15 protein-coding genes, 1 pseudogene and 1 riboswitch are annotated in these 14,265 nt (G+C 52.7%); of the genes and pseudogenes, 10 read left to right on the top strand and 6 right to left on the bottom strand.

The features are described 5' to 3' along the window. Positions 1–68 precede the first annotated feature (68 nt). The 3 genes from proQ (at position 69) to htpX (ending at position 3,898) form a co-directional block, all read left to right on the top strand. The gene (gene proQ, locus L379_RS10020) at positions 69–755 is read left to right on the top strand and encodes an RNA chaperone ProQ (RefSeq protein ID WP_003859895.1); all 687 of its coding nucleotides are present in this window, start codon (positions 69–71) and stop codon (positions 753–755) included. A 19-nt stretch (positions 756–774) separates the two neighbouring features. Then, complete coding sequence (gene prc / locus L379_RS10025; RefSeq protein WP_015570296.1) at positions 775–2,823, top strand: carboxy terminal-processing peptidase; 2,049 nt, start codon at positions 775–777, stop codon at positions 2,821–2,823. 193 nt (positions 2,824–3,016) lie between these two features. Next, positions 3,017–3,898 carry a protease HtpX gene (htpX, locus tag L379_RS10030; protein WP_015570297.1) on the top strand — a complete coding sequence of 294 codons (882 nt, stop codon included), beginning with the start codon at positions 3,017–3,019 and terminating at the stop codon, positions 3,896–3,898. 51 nt (positions 3,899–3,949) lie between these two features. On the opposite strand, the gene L379_RS10035 is transcribed toward htpX, so the two are convergent. Continuing rightward, positions 3,950–5,323 (bottom strand): MFS transporter, encoded by a 1,374-nt coding sequence (locus L379_RS10035; protein WP_032653963.1) that lies wholly within the window; start codon positions 5,321–5,323, stop codon positions 3,950–3,952. Between the two features lie 178 nt (positions 5,324–5,501). Between L379_RS10035 and kdgR the strand changes: the two genes are divergently transcribed. Continuing rightward, positions 5,502–6,293 (top strand): DNA-binding transcriptional regulator KdgR, encoded by a 792-nt coding sequence (gene kdgR, locus L379_RS10040; protein ID WP_015570299.1) that lies wholly within the window; start codon positions 5,502–5,504, stop codon positions 6,291–6,293. Positions 6,294–6,356: 63 nt separating this feature from the next. Here the strand turns inward: kdgR and L379_RS10045 are convergent, their stop codons facing one another. Beyond that, positions 6,357–6,596 (bottom strand): YobH family protein, encoded by a 240-nt coding sequence (locus tag L379_RS10045; protein WP_017384332.1) that lies wholly within the window; start codon positions 6,594–6,596, stop codon positions 6,357–6,359. Positions 6,597–6,756: 160 nt separating this feature from the next. Between L379_RS10045 and mgrB the strand changes: the two genes are divergently transcribed. The 6 genes and pseudogenes from mgrB to rlmA all read left to right on the top strand — a co-directional run bounded on the left by mgrB (position 6,757) and on the right by rlmA (position 11,114). Continuing rightward, entirely contained in the window at positions 6,757–6,900 is a 144-nt protein-coding gene (gene mgrB, locus L379_RS0124135) for a PhoP/PhoQ regulatory lipoprotein MgrB (RefSeq protein WP_003859906.1), read from the top strand. A gap of 74 nt (positions 6,901–6,974) precedes the next feature. Continuing rightward, positions 6,975–7,262, top strand: coding sequence for a YebO family protein (locus L379_RS10050; RefSeq protein WP_017693259.1), 288 nt, complete (start codon positions 6,975–6,977; stop codon positions 7,260–7,262). 669 nt (positions 7,263–7,931) lie between these two features. Beyond that, positions 7,932–8,076, top strand: a pseudogene (locus L379_RS0124130) (DUF2627 domain-containing protein). A 12-nt stretch (positions 8,077–8,088) separates the two neighbouring features. Then, positions 8,089–8,298, top strand: coding sequence for a transcription antiterminator/RNA stability regulator CspE (cspE, locus tag L379_RS10055; RefSeq protein WP_001062678.1), 210 nt, complete (start codon positions 8,089–8,091; stop codon positions 8,296–8,298). Between the two features lie 216 nt (positions 8,299–8,514). Next, the gene (gene ftsI, locus L379_RS10060; protein WP_032648589.1) at positions 8,515–10,260 is read left to right on the top strand and encodes a peptidoglycan glycosyltransferase FtsI; all 1,746 of its coding nucleotides are present in this window, start codon (positions 8,515–8,517) and stop codon (positions 10,258–10,260) included. Positions 10,261–10,298: 38 nt separating this feature from the next. Continuing rightward, on the top strand, positions 10,299–11,114 hold the full coding sequence (rlmA, locus tag L379_RS10065) for a 23S rRNA (guanine(745)-N(1))-methyltransferase (protein WP_032653960.1): 816 nt from the start codon (positions 10,299–10,301) through the stop codon (positions 11,112–11,114). Here rlmA and mntP read toward each other — a convergent pair. From mntP to manY, 4 genes are all read right to left on the bottom strand, one after another. Next, positions 11,111–11,677 carry a manganese efflux pump MntP gene (gene mntP / locus L379_RS10070; RefSeq protein WP_023296797.1) on the bottom strand — a complete coding sequence of 189 codons (567 nt, stop codon included), beginning with the start codon at positions 11,675–11,677 and terminating at the stop codon, positions 11,111–11,113. The genes rlmA and mntP overlap by 4 nt on opposite strands. Before the next feature lies 1 nt (position 11,678). Beyond that, positions 11,679–11,879: riboswitch (yybP-ykoY riboswitch) on the bottom strand. Between the two features lie 198 nt (positions 11,880–12,077). Next, the gene (locus L379_RS10075) at positions 12,078–12,536 is read right to left on the bottom strand and encodes a DUF986 family protein (RefSeq protein WP_032653957.1); all 459 of its coding nucleotides are present in this window, start codon (positions 12,534–12,536) and stop codon (positions 12,078–12,080) included. Positions 12,537–12,590: 54 nt separating this feature from the next. Beyond that, complete coding sequence (locus tag L379_RS10080; RefSeq protein WP_006810994.1) at positions 12,591–13,442, bottom strand: PTS mannose transporter subunit IID; 852 nt, start codon at positions 13,440–13,442, stop codon at positions 12,591–12,593. A gap of 12 nt (positions 13,443–13,454) precedes the next feature. After that, positions 13,455–14,255 (bottom strand): PTS mannose transporter subunit IIC, encoded by an 801-nt coding sequence (gene manY / locus L379_RS10085; RefSeq protein WP_032653954.1) that lies wholly within the window; start codon positions 14,253–14,255, stop codon positions 13,455–13,457. Positions 14,256–14,265: the final 10 nt, after the last annotated feature.

Below are 14,265 nucleotides of genomic sequence, written 5' to 3'. Positions count from 1 at the left end.
GCGTCATTATAATGTCGCCTGTTCATGCCTGCGCTTGTTGGCAACGTCCGTTGTAATCAGGAAATTTCATGGAAAATCAACCTAAGTTGAATAGCAGTAAAGAAGTTATCGCATTTCTGGCCGAGCGTTTCCCGCAGTGCTTCAGCGCTGAAGGTGAAGCGCGTCCTCTGAAAGTCGGTATCTTTCAGGATCTGGTCGCGCGCGTTGAGGGGGAGATGAACCTCAGCAAAACGCAGCTTCGTTCTGCCTTGCGCCTTTATACCTCGAGCTGGCGTTACCTGTACGGTATCAAGCCGGGTGCGACCCGTGTCGACCTTGACGGCAACCCGTGCGGTGAGCTGGACGAGCAGCACGTAGAACATGCGCGTAAGCAGCTTGAAGAAGCCAAAGCTCGCGTGCAGGCACAGCGTGCGGAACAGCAGGCGAAAAAACGCGAAGCCGCAGCGGCAAACGGTCAGGAAGACGCCCCTCGTCGCGAGCGTAAACCGCGCCCGGCACCGCGTCGTACTGAAAATAACGATCGCAAACCGCGTGCTGACAAACCAGCAGCTAAAGCCCCACGTGCGCCGCGCGAAGAGCCGCGCCACACCCCGGTTTCTGACATCAACGCACTGAGCGTAGGTCAGTCACTGAAGGTGAAAGCGGGTAACAACGCGATGGACGCCACCGTACTGGAAATCACCAAAGATGGCGTTCGTGTACAGCTGACTTCTGGTATGTCAATGATTGTACGCGCAGAACACTTGTTGTTCTGAAACGGAGGCCGAGCCTGGCATGAACACTTTTTTTAAGCTCACCGCGCTGGCTGGCCTGTTTGCTATAACAGGCCACGCTTTCGCTGTGGACGATATTACGCGTGTTGATCAAATTCCGGTTCTCAAGGAAGAGACTCAGCACGCGACGGTGAGTGAGCGCGTGACGTCGCGCTTTACTCGTTCGCACTATCGTCAGTTCGATCTCGATCAGGCCTTTTCGGCCAAAATCTTTGACCGTTATCTGAACTTGCTGGATTACAGCCATAACGTACTGCTGGCCAGCGATGTTGAACAGTTCGCTAAACGCAAATCCGAAGTGGGTGATGAGCTGCGCTCCGGAAAGCTCGATCTGTTCTACGATCTGTACAACTTATCGCAAAAGCGCCGTTTTGAGCGTTATCAATACGCGCTGAAAGTGCTGGAACGTCCGATGGACTTCACCGGCAACGACACCTTTAATCTGGACCGCAGCAAAGCGCCATGGCCGAAAGACGAGGCTGAACTGAATGCGCTGTGGGACGGAAAAGTCAAATATGACGAACTGAGCCTCAAGCTTACAGGCAAAGACGAGAAAGAGATCCGTGAGACGTTAAATCGTCGATACAAATTCGCTATTCGTCGTCTGGCGCAGACCAACAGTGAAGATGTTTTCTCGCTGGCGATGACCGCGTTTGCGCATGAAATTGATCCGCACACTAATTATCTCTCTCCACGTAACACCGAACAGTTCAATACCGAAATGAGCCTGTCTCTGGAAGGTATCGGTGCTGTGCTTCAGATGGACGATGACTACACCGTAATCAACTCCATGGTGGCCGGTGGCCCTGCGTCGAAAAGCAAAGCGATCAGCGTAGGCGACCGTATTGTCGGTGTGGGTCAAACCGGAAAGAGCATGGTGGACGTGATTGGCTGGCGTCTTGATGATGTTGTTGCGCTGATCAAAGGGCCGAAGGGCAGCAAAGTTCGCCTGGAGATCCTGCCAGCCGGTAAGGGGACTAAAACCCGTATCGTTACTCTCACCCGTGAGCGTATCCGTCTGGAAGATCGCGCGGTGAAAATGTCGGTGAAAACCGTGGGTAAAGAGAAGGTTGGCGTTCTGGATATCCCAGGTTTCTACGTCGGCCTGACCGATGATGTGAAAGTGCAGCTCCAGAAGCTTGAAAAGCAGAATGTCAGCAGCGTGATCATTGACCTGCGCAGCAACGGCGGCGGGGCATTGACCGAGGCCGTCTCGCTTTCCGGGCTGTTTATCCCGTCTGGCCCGGTGGTACAGGTGCGCGATAACAACGGTAAAGTGCGTGAAGATGCCGATACCGATGGTGTGGTCTACTATAAGGGTCCGCTGGTGGTGCTTGTCGATCGCTTCAGCGCCTCTGCATCGGAAATCTTCGCTGCTGCCATGCAGGATTACGGCCGGGCATTAATCGTCGGCGAACCGACGTTTGGCAAGGGCACCGTTCAGCAATACCGCTCTCTGAACCGTATTTACGACCAGATGCTGCGCCCTGAGTGGCCTGCGCTGGGCTCAGTACAGTATACCATTCAGAAGTTTTACCGCGTCAACGGCGGCAGTACGCAGCGCAAAGGCGTGACGCCGGATATCATGATGCCGACAGGTACCGAAGAGACGGAAACGGGCGAGAAGTTTGAAGATAACGCGCTGCCGTGGGATAGCATTGATGCCGCGACATTCGTGAAATCGGGTGATATGAAACAGTTCGGACCGGAACTGCTGAAAAATCACAACGATCGCATCGGGAAGGATCCGGAATTCCAGTACATCATGAAGGACATCGCGCGTTTCAACGCTTTGAAAGCGAAACGGAACATTGTGTCTCTGAACTACGCCCAGCGTGAGAAAGAGAACAATGAAGATGACGCGACACGTCTGGCGCGTATCAACGATCGCTTCAAACGTGAAGGCAAGCCTCTGCTCAAAAAACTGGACGATCTGCCTAAGGATTACCAGGAGCCCGATCCGTATCTGGACGAGACGGTGCATATCGCGCTTGATCTCGCGAAGCTGGAAAAAGAGAAACCTGCCCTGCAACCTGCTCCGACAAAATAATCCCCCAACAGGCACAAGAAATTGTGCCTGTTTCTTTATGTACCTCCTCCTTCCGTCAGGCAGATTTCCAATTGTGTAAAGTTGTGTCTTTCTGGTGACTTACGCCGTCTGGATGCTTGAAAATAGCCGTAATACCCATACGATGTGGGTAATCGCATAGTGCGTTTTGTTAAACTGAGGTTAAAAGAATATTATGATGCGAATCGCGCTCTTCCTGCTCACCAACCTGGCGGTGATGGTGGTATTCGGGCTGGTGCTAAGCCTGACGGGAATTCAGTCGAGCAGCGTTCAGGGTCTGTTGATTATGGCGCTGCTGTTTGGTTTCGGTGGCTCTTTCATTTCACTGCTGATGTCCAGGTGGATGGCACTGAAATCCGTGGGCGGTGAAGTTATTGAGCAACCGCGTAACGATATGGAGCAGTGGCTGATGAGCACGGTTGCTCAGCAGTCAAAGCAGGCGGGCATTGCCATGCCGCAGGTAGCCATCTACCACGCGCCGGATATTAACGCGTTTGCTACCGGTGCGCGTCGTGACGCGTCCCTGGTGGCCGTCAGTACCGGTCTGCTGCAAAACATGAGTCGTGACGAAGCGGAAGCGGTTATTGCTCACGAGATCAGCCACATCGCCAATGGCGATATGGTCACCATGACCCTGATCCAGGGCGTGGTGAACACCTTCGTTATCTTTATTTCTCGTATTCTGGCACAGATTGCTGCCGGGTTTATGGGTGGCAACCGTGATGAGGGTGAAGAGAGCAACGGCAACCCGCTGATCTATTTTGCTGTTTCAATGGTGCTGGAGCTGGTGTTCGGTATCCTGGCAAGCATCATTACCATGTGGTTCTCCCGTCATCGTGAGTTCCACGCGGATGCCGGTTCCGCGAAACTGGTGGGTCGTGAAAAGATGATTGCTGCGCTGCAACGTCTTAAAACCAGCTACGAGCCGCAGGAAGCAAACAGCATGATGGCCTTCTGCATCAACGGCAAATCAAAGTCGCTGAGCGAGCTGTTTATGTCTCACCCGCCGCTGGATAAACGTATTGAAGCGCTGCGTAGCGGCGAATACCTGAAGTAACGTAATCGAGTTGAAAAGAACCGGGCTGGAGCCATTCTCCGCCCGGTTTTTTTATGCCTGCGCCTTTGGCTGGGTGACGCGAAGGCCGCTAATGACAGCCGCGAGGGTCGCCAGGGTCCCTGCGGTAATCAGCGCAACCTGTGTCGCATTCTGCCCGGCAAGGTTAAACATCAACGCCACCAGTGCGGCCCCGGTGCTTTGCCCTAACAGTCTTGCCGTGCCCAGCATCCCGCTGGCGCCACCGCTGCGATGACGTGGGGCAGAGGTGATAATCGTGTGGTTATTAGGGGACTGGAACAGACCAAAACCGGCCCCGCACAGGATCATGCGCCAGATAATATCCAGATCCCCCGGCGAGGCGGGCAGGAGCGCCAGCGCAAACAGCCCCACCGCCATGACAACCAGCCCAATCGCCCCCAGAAGCCCGGCATGGACGCGCTCAATAAGGTAACCGGCCAGCGGGGCCATCACCATGGTTGCCAGAGGCCAGGGCGTGAGCAGCAAGCCTGTCTCCACTTCCGAACGGCCAATCACGCTCTGCAAAAAGAACGGCAGCGCAACCAGCGCCAGCATCTGGGCGCAGAACGAGCAAATGGAGGTACAAATGGATAGCGAAAACAGCGGAATACGTAGCAAATCCACCGGCAGTAACGGCACGGGCAGCGCCAGCTGACGTCGTACAAAGAAAAAGCCGATGATAAGCATGGCAACGATTTCTGCGGCAATGAGCGACAGAGACTGTCCCTGCGCAAATCCGCTCAGCGCCGTAATCAGCAGGCCAAAAGTCAGCGCGTTCATCACGGCGCTGGGCAGATCGAAACGTGGCATGGTGCTTTTCGGACCATTTTCCGGAAGATAGCGCAGGGCGAAGAAGATCGCCACAATGCCCAGCGGCACGTTAATGGCAAACAGCCACTGCCACGAGGCAACGGACAGGATGGCGGCGGCAATCGTTGGGCCGGCGGCGGACGACACGGCCACAATAAAGGAGTTAATGCCCATGCCGCGCCCCAGGTGGCGTTGAGGATAAATAAGCCGTATCAGGGCCGTGTTCACGCTCATTAGCGCCGCGCCGCCAAAGCCCTGCGCGATACGCGCCAGCGTAAGGGTGTGCAGTGAATCTGAAAGGGCACAGAAGAGCGAGGTGAGGGTAAAGACCACCAGCCCGCACTGGTAAACCCGGCGATAACCAAACATATCGCCCAGGAAAGAGAGTGACAGAAGGGAAATCACAATCGCTATCTGGTACGCGTTCACAATCCAGATGGAGCTTGCCGGCGAAGCATTAAGGTCTTTGGCAATGGTAGGAAGAGCCACGTTGGCAATCGCACCGTCAAGGACAGCCATCGAAATACCGATGACAATAGTGGCAATTGCCCCGTACCGCTGCGGTAAGGGCAGGCCATCAGAAACGTTTTTTTGCATGGGGAAAGAATGACTCAGCGTGAAATTATTTTCAGAGTAACTATTTTAGCATCGTTATTTCGGTTTTATGTCGCAGATTTGTAACGAAGTAAACCCAGATAGATTGCAGCACGCATCACACGAATTTATAATAAAAACCGGTTCTGATTTTTATAAAACACTCTCCATGAGGTGATAAATGGCAATCGCAGATTTGGATAAGCAGCCAGATTCTGTTTCTTCCGTGCTGAAGGTGTTTGGCATCTTGCAGGCGCTCGGAGAAGAGCGTGAAATTGGTATTACAGAGTTGTCGCAGCGTGTGATGATGTCGAAAAGCACCGTTTATCGCTTTTTGCAGACGATGAAATCATTGGGTTATGTCGCGCAGGAAGGAGAATCAGAAAAATATTCTCTGACCCTGAAACTGTTTGAACTGGGCGCCCGCGCCTTGCAGAACGTGGATCTGATCCGCAGCGCTGACATTCAGATGCGTGAACTTTCACGACTGACGAAAGAGACAATTCACCTCGGTGCGCTGGATGAAGACAGCATTGTTTACATCCACAAAATTGACTCTATGTACAACCTGCGCATGTATTCACGTATCGGTCGTCGTAACCCGCTGTACAGCACCGCAATTGGTAAAGTACTGCTGGCCTGGCGCGATCGCGAAGAGGTGAAGCAAATCCTTGACGGGGTGGAGTACAAACGCAGCACCGACCGCACGATTACCAGTACGGAAGAACTGCTGAGCGTGCTGGATAAAGTGCGTGAGCAGGGTTACGGGGAAGATAACGAAGAGCAGGAAGAGGGGTTGCGTTGCATCGGTGTGCCGGTGTTTGACCGCTTCGGCGTTGTCATTGCGGGCCTGAGCATTTCGTTCCCAACGCTGCGTTTCTCTGAAGAGCGTCTTCATGAATATGTGGCGATTCTGCATACCGCAGCGCGCAAAATTTCAGAGCAGATGGGCTATAACGATTATCCGTTCTGATCGACGCCACCAATAAAAACGCCGCACTTTTGCGGCGTTTCTGTAAGCGAAATTCAACGCGGATTAACCGTTATCAACCACAACAGATGATTTACGCAGCACAGGACAGTTGGTTAACCCGATGATCCCGCTGTCGGAATGGATGTACTGAGCCGTGCTTATCCCCTGGGCGGTAAGATATTTACACTGGATACCCAGACCCGCGGCATTTTCTTTGCTCCCCATTAATACGCCGTACCCACTTAATAACAGGCCGATCCAGACAATGGCCAGTACAATTACTGTACGAATAAGTAAACGCATCGTTGCCTCTTTTTTCTTTGTTGTCATAGAGTAAGCGTAACGGCTTTACGCAGTGAAACAAGTGCACGATTCCGAAAAGCGTCTGTTGAAGGTACAGTTAGCCCCTGTTTAAGATAACCGTGATAACCTGGCTGTATCAGGTCATAAGACGGAGTGTGGAGTGAAAAAAATACGCTGGGTAATTCTGATTATAGTGTTGATAGCATGCGTGGTGCTGTGGACGCAGACTATCAATGTGATGTGCGATCAGGATGTACAGTTCTTTAGCGGCATTTGTTCAATCAATAAGTTTATCCCCTGGTAGAGACCATTTTTACGCTGAGTGATGTCCTTACGCGGCGGCAGTGGTAAAATGGCGGTTTTTACTGAGGTGGTGAAATGGGTGAGTTACTGAATTCGGGGCTGCTGAGCATTGCATCCCTGGTAATGTCTTTGGTGGTGCTGGTCGTTGGGCTGGTGCTGTGGTTTTTCGTTAACCGCGCCAGCTCCCGCACAAACGAGCAGATTGAGCTGCTGGAAGCATTGCTCGATCAGCAGAAACGGCAGACTGCGCTGCTGCGTCGTTTGTGCGAAGCCAACGAGCCGGAGGAGAAAGCGGTACCGAAGGACGCTGTTGCTCAACAACAAGACGAGGAAGACTTCATTCGCCTGGTAGCTGAACGATAGTCTGCCCGGAGCGGGGAGGTGGCCTGACGTACGGCGTAAATCCCCTCCCTTATCAAATGCATCCCACAACTTCCCGGCATTTAATTAAGCAGCAGTTAACTCATGTTTTAGCACACTGAAAACTGGCGAATATTTATCCTTATTTAACAAATTCAGTTTCGTTGAATAAATAGTGTGCTTTATCTTTCCTGAAGTGTTTTATTTTTATCGAAACGTTTTGCTTGCCTTGTTTTGAGGCAAAGTCATAAAAATTTCATTATTTTGGTGCAGAATAACACTTATTAAATGGTGGTTTTTAATACAGTTAGCAAAATGTAATTAACATCGTATATTCCCTGACACATGTTGGTGCGTTGCAATGTTTTCAGCATAACTTTTCACAAAATGTTCTAACTCAGTCATTCCTTTAAAGAAATTCTGGGATTGGGATGGACGCTTTGAAATGATTGAGCTATGTTTAAAAAGTCTTTGATTACAGGGCGCGTCAACGCACCCTGCGGGCAGTGAGGTCAGGTGGCGCTTCATTTGACAATTCGCATAACTGTGCAGATTGTTATGGAGTAACGTCTGAATTTGTGCGGCGGATCGAGACACGTTTAAAAATGGCTTGCCATATTAAACGTTGTGTGTGATAACACGTTTTGGGTCAAACGAGGTACAGTTCTGTTTATGTGTGGCATTTTCAGTAAAGAAGTCCTGAGTAAACACGTTGTCGTTGAATACCGCTTCTCTGCCGAACCTTATATTAGTGCCTCAAGCAGTAATGTCTCAGTTTTATCTATGTCAAAGCCCGCGGGCTAAGAAAACACTCTAAGGAATTTTGCAAATGGCAAAGATTAAAGGTCAAGTTAAGTGGTTCAACGAGTCTAAAGGTTTTGGTTTCATTACTCCTGCTGACGGCAGCAAAGACGTGTTCGTACACTTCTCTGCAATCCAGGGTAACGGCTTCAAAACTCTGGCTGAAGGCCAGAACGTTGAGTTCGAAATTCAGGATGGCCAGAAAGGCCCAGCTGCGGTTAACGTAACTGCTATCTGATCGAATCACTGCTGACTGAAGCGCTCAGCGCTTCGATCTCAGACATAAGCCTCGCCGATGCGGGGCTTTTTTATTCGCTTATTTTTCAAAATATTACGTAATCCTCCTCTGTTATTATCTTGTTGCAAACCCGCGAGATTATTAGCATTGTTTTCCCGCCTTATTATCCGCTTTTCCCGTTAAATCAGGGCGTTGATTAACAGCCCTGGGGTTAAGGTGAAAAAAAAGACAATAACCACCACCGGAAATTTTACTCCGGCACGTTTTGCACTTCTGTGTCTCGCCATCTTTTGTAGCCTTGCGTTTCTGCTGGGCCGCGTAGCGTGGCTACAAATTATCAAACCGGATAATCTGGTGAAGCAGGAGGATATGCGCTCCCTGCGCGAAGTGGCGATAGACGCCCCGCGTGGGATGATTGTTGACCGTGAAGGGCGACCCCTTGCGGTGAGCGTACCCGTCCAGGCCGTCTGGGCCGATCCCAAAACAGTGCTGGAAAAAGGGGGGATCGGTTTTGACTCGCGCTGGCAGGCCCTGGCAAATGCCTTACACCTTTCTCTGAGCACGCTCGCATCGCGAATTAACAGTAACCCGCACGGGCGATTTATTTACCTGGCCCGTCAGGTTGATCCCGCCCAGGCAAAGTGGATCGATAAGCTGCGTCTCCCCGGTATCAACCTTCGCGATGAGTCCCGCCGCTTTTATCCTGCCGGGCACGTGGCGGCGAACCTGATTGGCTTCACCAATATTGATGGTCAGGGCATTGAGGGCGTCGAGAAAAGCTTTAACACGCAGCTTACCGGGAAGGCAGGCGTGCGGCTGGTCAGGAAAGATCGCTACGGACATGTGGTGGAGAACCTTACGGAGGTGGCTCCCGTACCTGCACATAATATCCAGCTTAGTATCGATGAACGCCTGCAAACTATCACCGAAGACGCGCTGGATAATGCCGTGGCGTGGAACAAAGCCGAGTCAGGCGCGTCGGTGCTGATTAATATCCGGACGGGCGAAATTCTGGCGATGGCGAGCTTCCCCGACTTCAATCCCAACAACCGGGAAGGGGCAACGCTGGATGATTTTCGCAATCGCGCGATCAGCGACACCTTTGAACCTGGCTCGACCGTTAAGCCTCTGGTGCTGATGACGGCGCTACAGCAGGGGCTGGTACAGCCTGACAGCGTGATAGATACGCATCCCTACACCATTGATGGTCATCGTATTCGTGATGTGGGCTACTACCCCGAGCTGACGATGACCGGGATTTTGCAAAAATCCAGCGACACAGGCGTATCCCGTCTTTCGCTGGCGATGCCCGTGCAACGGTTACTGGATACCTATAAAAACTTTGGTTTTGGCGAGAGTACCGGGCTTGGTTTAACGGGGGAAAGCGCAGGTTTACTGCCGCAGCGAAAATTCTGGAGTCAGTTAGATCGGGCGACCTTTGCCTTTGGGTATGGCCTGATGGTAACCCCCCTCCAGCTGGCGCATGTGTATGCCACCATCGGCAGCTACGGCATTGAACGGCCTCTGTCCATCACCCGTATTGACCCGCCGGTGATTGGCAAGCGGGTGATGCCCGAGGAAATTGTTCACGAGGTGGAACATATGATGGAGAGCGTTGCGTTACCCGGCGGTGGCGGGGTCAAAGCGGCGGTGCGTAACTATCGCGTGGCGATAAAAACCGGGACGGCCAAAAAAATCGATGAACATGGTAAGTATGTGGATAAATACGTCGCCTATACCGCAGGCGTTGCGCCTGCCAGCGATCCCCGTTTCGCGCTGGTGGTGGTGATCAACGATCCGCAAAACGGTGCCTACTATGGCGGGGCCGTTTCTGCGCCCGTGTTCAGCGAAATTATGGGTAACGTCCTGCGCCTGGAAAACGTGAAGCCAGACGGGCTGCCGGCAGATTCTGACCATCTGATCGTGATGCGTCACCCAGCCGTTTATAACCCTGGCGAATAGCGGTACACTTCGCCTTTTGGTTTACGCTTGGAGCTGTCATGTCTTTCAGTTGTCCCCTTTGCCACGCGCCGCTGACGCGCGCGGAGAAAACGTTTATCTGTCCACAGGGACATCAGTTTGACCGGGCGAAAGAGGGCTATGTAAATCTTCTGCCGGTACAACACAAGCGCTCCCGGGACCCGGGTGACAGCGCGGAGATGATGCAGGCGCGCCGGGCGTTTCTCGATGCCGGGCACTATCAACCGCTCAGGGATGCCGTTGTCGCCTTACTCCGTCAATATCTGACAGAAGGCGCATCCGCCATGCTGGATATCGGCTGCGGCGAAGGTTACTACACCGCCACGTTTGCTGACGTGGCGGCTGAGAAGGGCGCCGAAACTTACGGGCTGGACGTGTCGAAAGTGGCAATCCGTTCGGCAGCCAAACGCTACTCAGCGGTAACGTTCTGCGTGGCCTCCAGCCACCGCCTGCCGTTTGAAGAAGCGAGTATGGACGCCGTGGTGCGTATCTATGCGCCGTGCAAGGCAGAGGAGCTGGCGCGCGTCGTTAAGCCCGGCGGCTGGGTTATCACCGTCACGCCAGGGCCGCGTCATCTGCTGGAGTTAAAAGGGCTGATCTATGATGAAGTTCACCTGCATGCGCCGCACTCTGAACAGCTGGCGGGCTTTGCGTTAAAGCAGGCGCAGTCGGTAGCGTATGAAATGACGTTGCAGGGAAGTGAAGCCGTGGCGTTACTGCAAATGACGCCGTTTGCATGGCGGGCAAAACCAGAGGTGTGGGAAACGCTGGCAGCGCAGACAGAATTTCGCTGCCAGACGGATTTCAGCATCCATTGCTGGCAGCGCGAAGGTTAACCCGCGAAGTGTGCCCAAAGGATTTGGGCACCAATCCCGATCAACACGATACCGCCCAGAATTTCGGCTCGTTTGCCTAACAGCGGGCCAATGAACCGACCCACCATCATCCCCAGCGTTGACATGATCAGCGTGGCGCAGCCAATCGCCAGCGCGGTGGCGATAATATTGACCTGCAAAAACGCCAGACCGACACCCACGGCCATTGCATCCAGGCTGGTTGCGATGGCGGTTGTCACCAGAAGCCAGAAGCCGTGGCGTTGCAGCGGCGCATCATCTTCATCGCCGTTACCACGAAAGCCTTCAATCACCATGCGTCCTCCGAGGAACACCAGCAGCACGAAAGCAATCCAGTGATTCCACTCCAGCACGAACTGGCTGGCGAGCATCCCCAGACCCCAGCCGATAAGCGGCGTCAGCGTTTCGATAGCACCAAATATGAGACCGGTACGCAGGGCGTCGGAAAATTTAGGTTTATGGAGGGTGGCACCTTTACCAATAGAGGCGGCAAATGCGTCCATGGACATGCCAAAAGCCAGAAGGATCGTAGCGGAGATATTCATAAGAGCGTCCAGACCGGGGATATCCATATGACACATCACTGCCCCCAGTAAACAGCAGTTGATGTATCTATGGTCTCGCCTGATCGCTTTTGGCACAGTAAGTGTGCTGAAAACGATCCGTACGCGCCACGTTTTTCAACGAGTATGTTGACACGTACATTTCCCGCAGGCAGGAAATCGGCTACTCCCCAACGACGGGCGCAACCTTAACATATTTTGAGAATATAAAACAACAACGAAGATGGCTTTATATAGCCACTATGTTGATAACGATTTTCATTTAGATTTATGCGTGAAAATATCGTTAACAAATATAAGGCAATTAACAATGGAGATATAGCACCGGCTATATTGCTGGTTTAAGAATAATGCAATATATAGCCGATGCTATAATATTAACTCATTGAGTTTTAACGAGTAATTTGTAGATCTTTTCCAGGTCATCAATATTTTTGACCCGGATGAGCAGGCGGCGTTGTTCTAATTGCATCACCAGAACCCCGTCTTCGGATAAATTCATCTCTTTAATACGGTTATATTCTATCCAGACATTGGCGAAGAAGAATCCGTGTTTTTTAAAAATGAGTTTTGGCGAGCGGATCCAGAACAGGTAAATCGCCATTAATGTCAGCGCACATAATAACCATGTGGTTAATATTGCGCCGTGGCTGGTCACATTATTGTAAATCAGGATGACTACCAGACCGGCGAAGATAAACGCATCAATGCGTCCACGGCGTAAGAGGGGAAGGGTCAGCAGCGTCTCGCCGTGGCGGCGAGGCATAATGAACTCGTCATAGATCGCGTAAGCCAGAAGGGCAACAATAAATAAAACCAGTACGGTGTCCGTGACAGTCATTCATCCTCCAGATAAAAAGACCGGGGGCAAGCCCCCGGTCGGTAACGCATTTTATTACAGACCCAGAAGGCCGACGGCGTAGCCCGCGATACCGATGACGAAGAAGCCAACGATGATCCACAGCGGGTTCACTTTCTTACGCAGCAGCCACATACAGGCGAAGGTTAACAGCAGCGGTACCAGGCCCGGCATCAGCTGGTCCAGAATCGTCTGCACGGTGGTAACGCGCGTCTGACCATCCTGACCAGTGATCGTCGATACCACCAGCGGGATGTTCACGTGCGTCCACTTGTTAACCAGCGCCCCCATTACAAACAGGCCGAGGATTGACGCCCCCTCAGTCAGTTTTTGCAGGAAGCCGCCGCCCATATCCTTAACGATATCCACCCCTTTACGATAGCCGTACGCCACGCCGTAGTAACGGGTCAGCAGACGCACCGCGTTGAACAGGATGAAGAACAGCAGAGGACCGAGCAGGCTGCCGCTCATGGCGATCCCGGCGCCCAGCGCCGCAAAGACTGGACGCACGGTACCCCAGAAGATCGGGTCGCCCACGCCTGCCAGCGGCCCCATCAGACCAACTTTGATACCGTTGATGGCACCATCGTCGATTTCAGCCCCGTTCGCACGCTGCTCTTCCATTGCCAGCGTCACGCCCAGAACAGGCGCCGCAACATAAGGATGGGTGTTGAAGAATTCCAGGTGACGCTTAATTGCCTGACGGCGTGCTTCGTTGTTTTCCGGATACAGGCGTTTGATGGCCGGCACCATGGAGAAGCAGAAGCCGAGCGCCTGCATACGTTCGAAGTTCCATGAACCCTGAAACAGGTTAGAACGGATGAACACGCCACGAATATCACCCGGAGTGAGTTTTTTCTCAGTGGTAGTTTTTGTCATATCAACCATTTCGCTCACCTGTTAGTCCAGTTCGTTATCGAGATCGTTGCTACCAGCAGCCTGCGCAGGGGCACCCGCGACACGGTTGTATTTCGGGCTGAGCTGGATATAAAGAATCGCCATCACCGCACCAATCACACCCAGCGCAACCAGGTTGAAGTTGGTGAACGCAGCGGTAACGAAGCCAAGGTAGAAGAATGGCATCAGGTAGCCCGCGCGCATCATGTTGATGACCATCGCATAACCGACCACCACGATCATACCCCCGGCGATATTCAGACCGCTGGTAACCACTTCAGGGATCGCATTCAGCATGCCCTGAACTTCGCTGGTACCGACAGAAATCGCCACGATAACCGCAGGGATTGCGATACGCATCGCTTGCAGGAACAGGGAAGAAACGTGGATCCAGGAGAGCGCGGTGAGGTTGCCGTTTTCGGCCGCCTTATCCGCCGCGTGCTGGAAGGCAACGGTAATAGTACGGACGATAATGGTCAGCACCTGACCCGCTGCGGCCAGCGGGATGGCCAGCGCGATACCGGCACCAATACTCTGATGACCAGCGATAACCAGAACGGTTGAAATAATGGACGCCAGCGCGGCATCTGGCGCAACTGCCGCACCGATGTTCATCCAGCCGAGGGCGATCATTTCCAAAGTACCACCGATGATGATACCGGTTTTCATGTCACCGAGAACGGCGCCAATCAACGTACAGGCCACCAGAGGGCGGTGGAACTGAAATTCATCAAGTACGGACTCCATACCCGCAATACATGCGACGATGAACACCAGCACAATCTGAAGAGTAGTAATCTCCATTGCACTTCTC

It is taken from the genome of Enterobacter sp. MGH 33, from assembly GCF_000534535.1.
In the GTDB taxonomy this organism is placed as follows: domain Bacteria; phylum Pseudomonadota; class Gammaproteobacteria; order Enterobacterales; family Enterobacteriaceae; genus Enterobacter; species Enterobacter hormaechei_C.
This window is presented reverse-complemented; position numbering and strand designations above follow the sequence as displayed.

What these genes read in the sequence shown, in the direction of transcription:
- proQ (WP_003859895.1), top strand. Translation starts at nt 69, where the DNA reads ATGGAAAATCAACCTAAGTTGAATAGCAGTAAAGAAGTTATCGCATTT.
- prc (WP_015570296.1), top strand. Translation starts at nt 775, where the DNA reads ATGAACACTTTTTTTAAGCTCACCGCGCTGGCTGGCCTGTTTGCTATA.
- htpX (WP_015570297.1), top strand. Translation starts at nt 3,017, where the DNA reads ATGATGCGAATCGCGCTCTTCCTGCTCACCAACCTGGCGGTGATGGTG.
- L379_RS10035 (WP_032653963.1), bottom strand. Translation starts at nt 5,323, where the DNA reads ATGCAAAAAAACGTTTCTGATGGCCTGCCCTTACCGCAGCGGTACGGG.
- kdgR (WP_015570299.1), top strand. Translation starts at nt 5,502, where the DNA reads ATGGCAATCGCAGATTTGGATAAGCAGCCAGATTCTGTTTCTTCCGTG.
- L379_RS10045 (WP_017384332.1), bottom strand. Translation starts at nt 6,596, where the DNA reads ATGCGTTTACTTATTCGTACAGTAATTGTACTGGCCATTGTCTGGATC.
- L379_RS10050 (WP_017693259.1), top strand. Translation starts at nt 6,975, where the DNA reads ATGGGTGAGTTACTGAATTCGGGGCTGCTGAGCATTGCATCCCTGGTA.
- cspE (WP_001062678.1), top strand. Translation starts at nt 8,089, where the DNA reads ATGGCAAAGATTAAAGGTCAAGTTAAGTGGTTCAACGAGTCTAAAGGT.
- rlmA (WP_032653960.1), top strand. Translation starts at nt 10,299, where the DNA reads ATGTCTTTCAGTTGTCCCCTTTGCCACGCGCCGCTGACGCGCGCGGAG.
- mntP (WP_023296797.1), bottom strand. Translation starts at nt 11,677, where the DNA reads ATGAATATCTCCGCTACGATCCTTCTGGCTTTTGGCATGTCCATGGAC.
- L379_RS10075 (WP_032653957.1), bottom strand. Translation starts at nt 12,536, where the DNA reads ATGACTGTCACGGACACCGTACTGGTTTTATTTATTGTTGCCCTTCTG.
- L379_RS10080 (WP_006810994.1), bottom strand. Translation starts at nt 13,442, where the DNA reads ATGGTTGATATGACAAAAACTACCACTGAGAAAAAACTCACTCCGGGT.
- manY (WP_032653954.1), bottom strand. Translation starts at nt 14,255, where the DNA reads ATGGAGATTACTACTCTTCAGATTGTGCTGGTGTTCATCGTCGCATGT.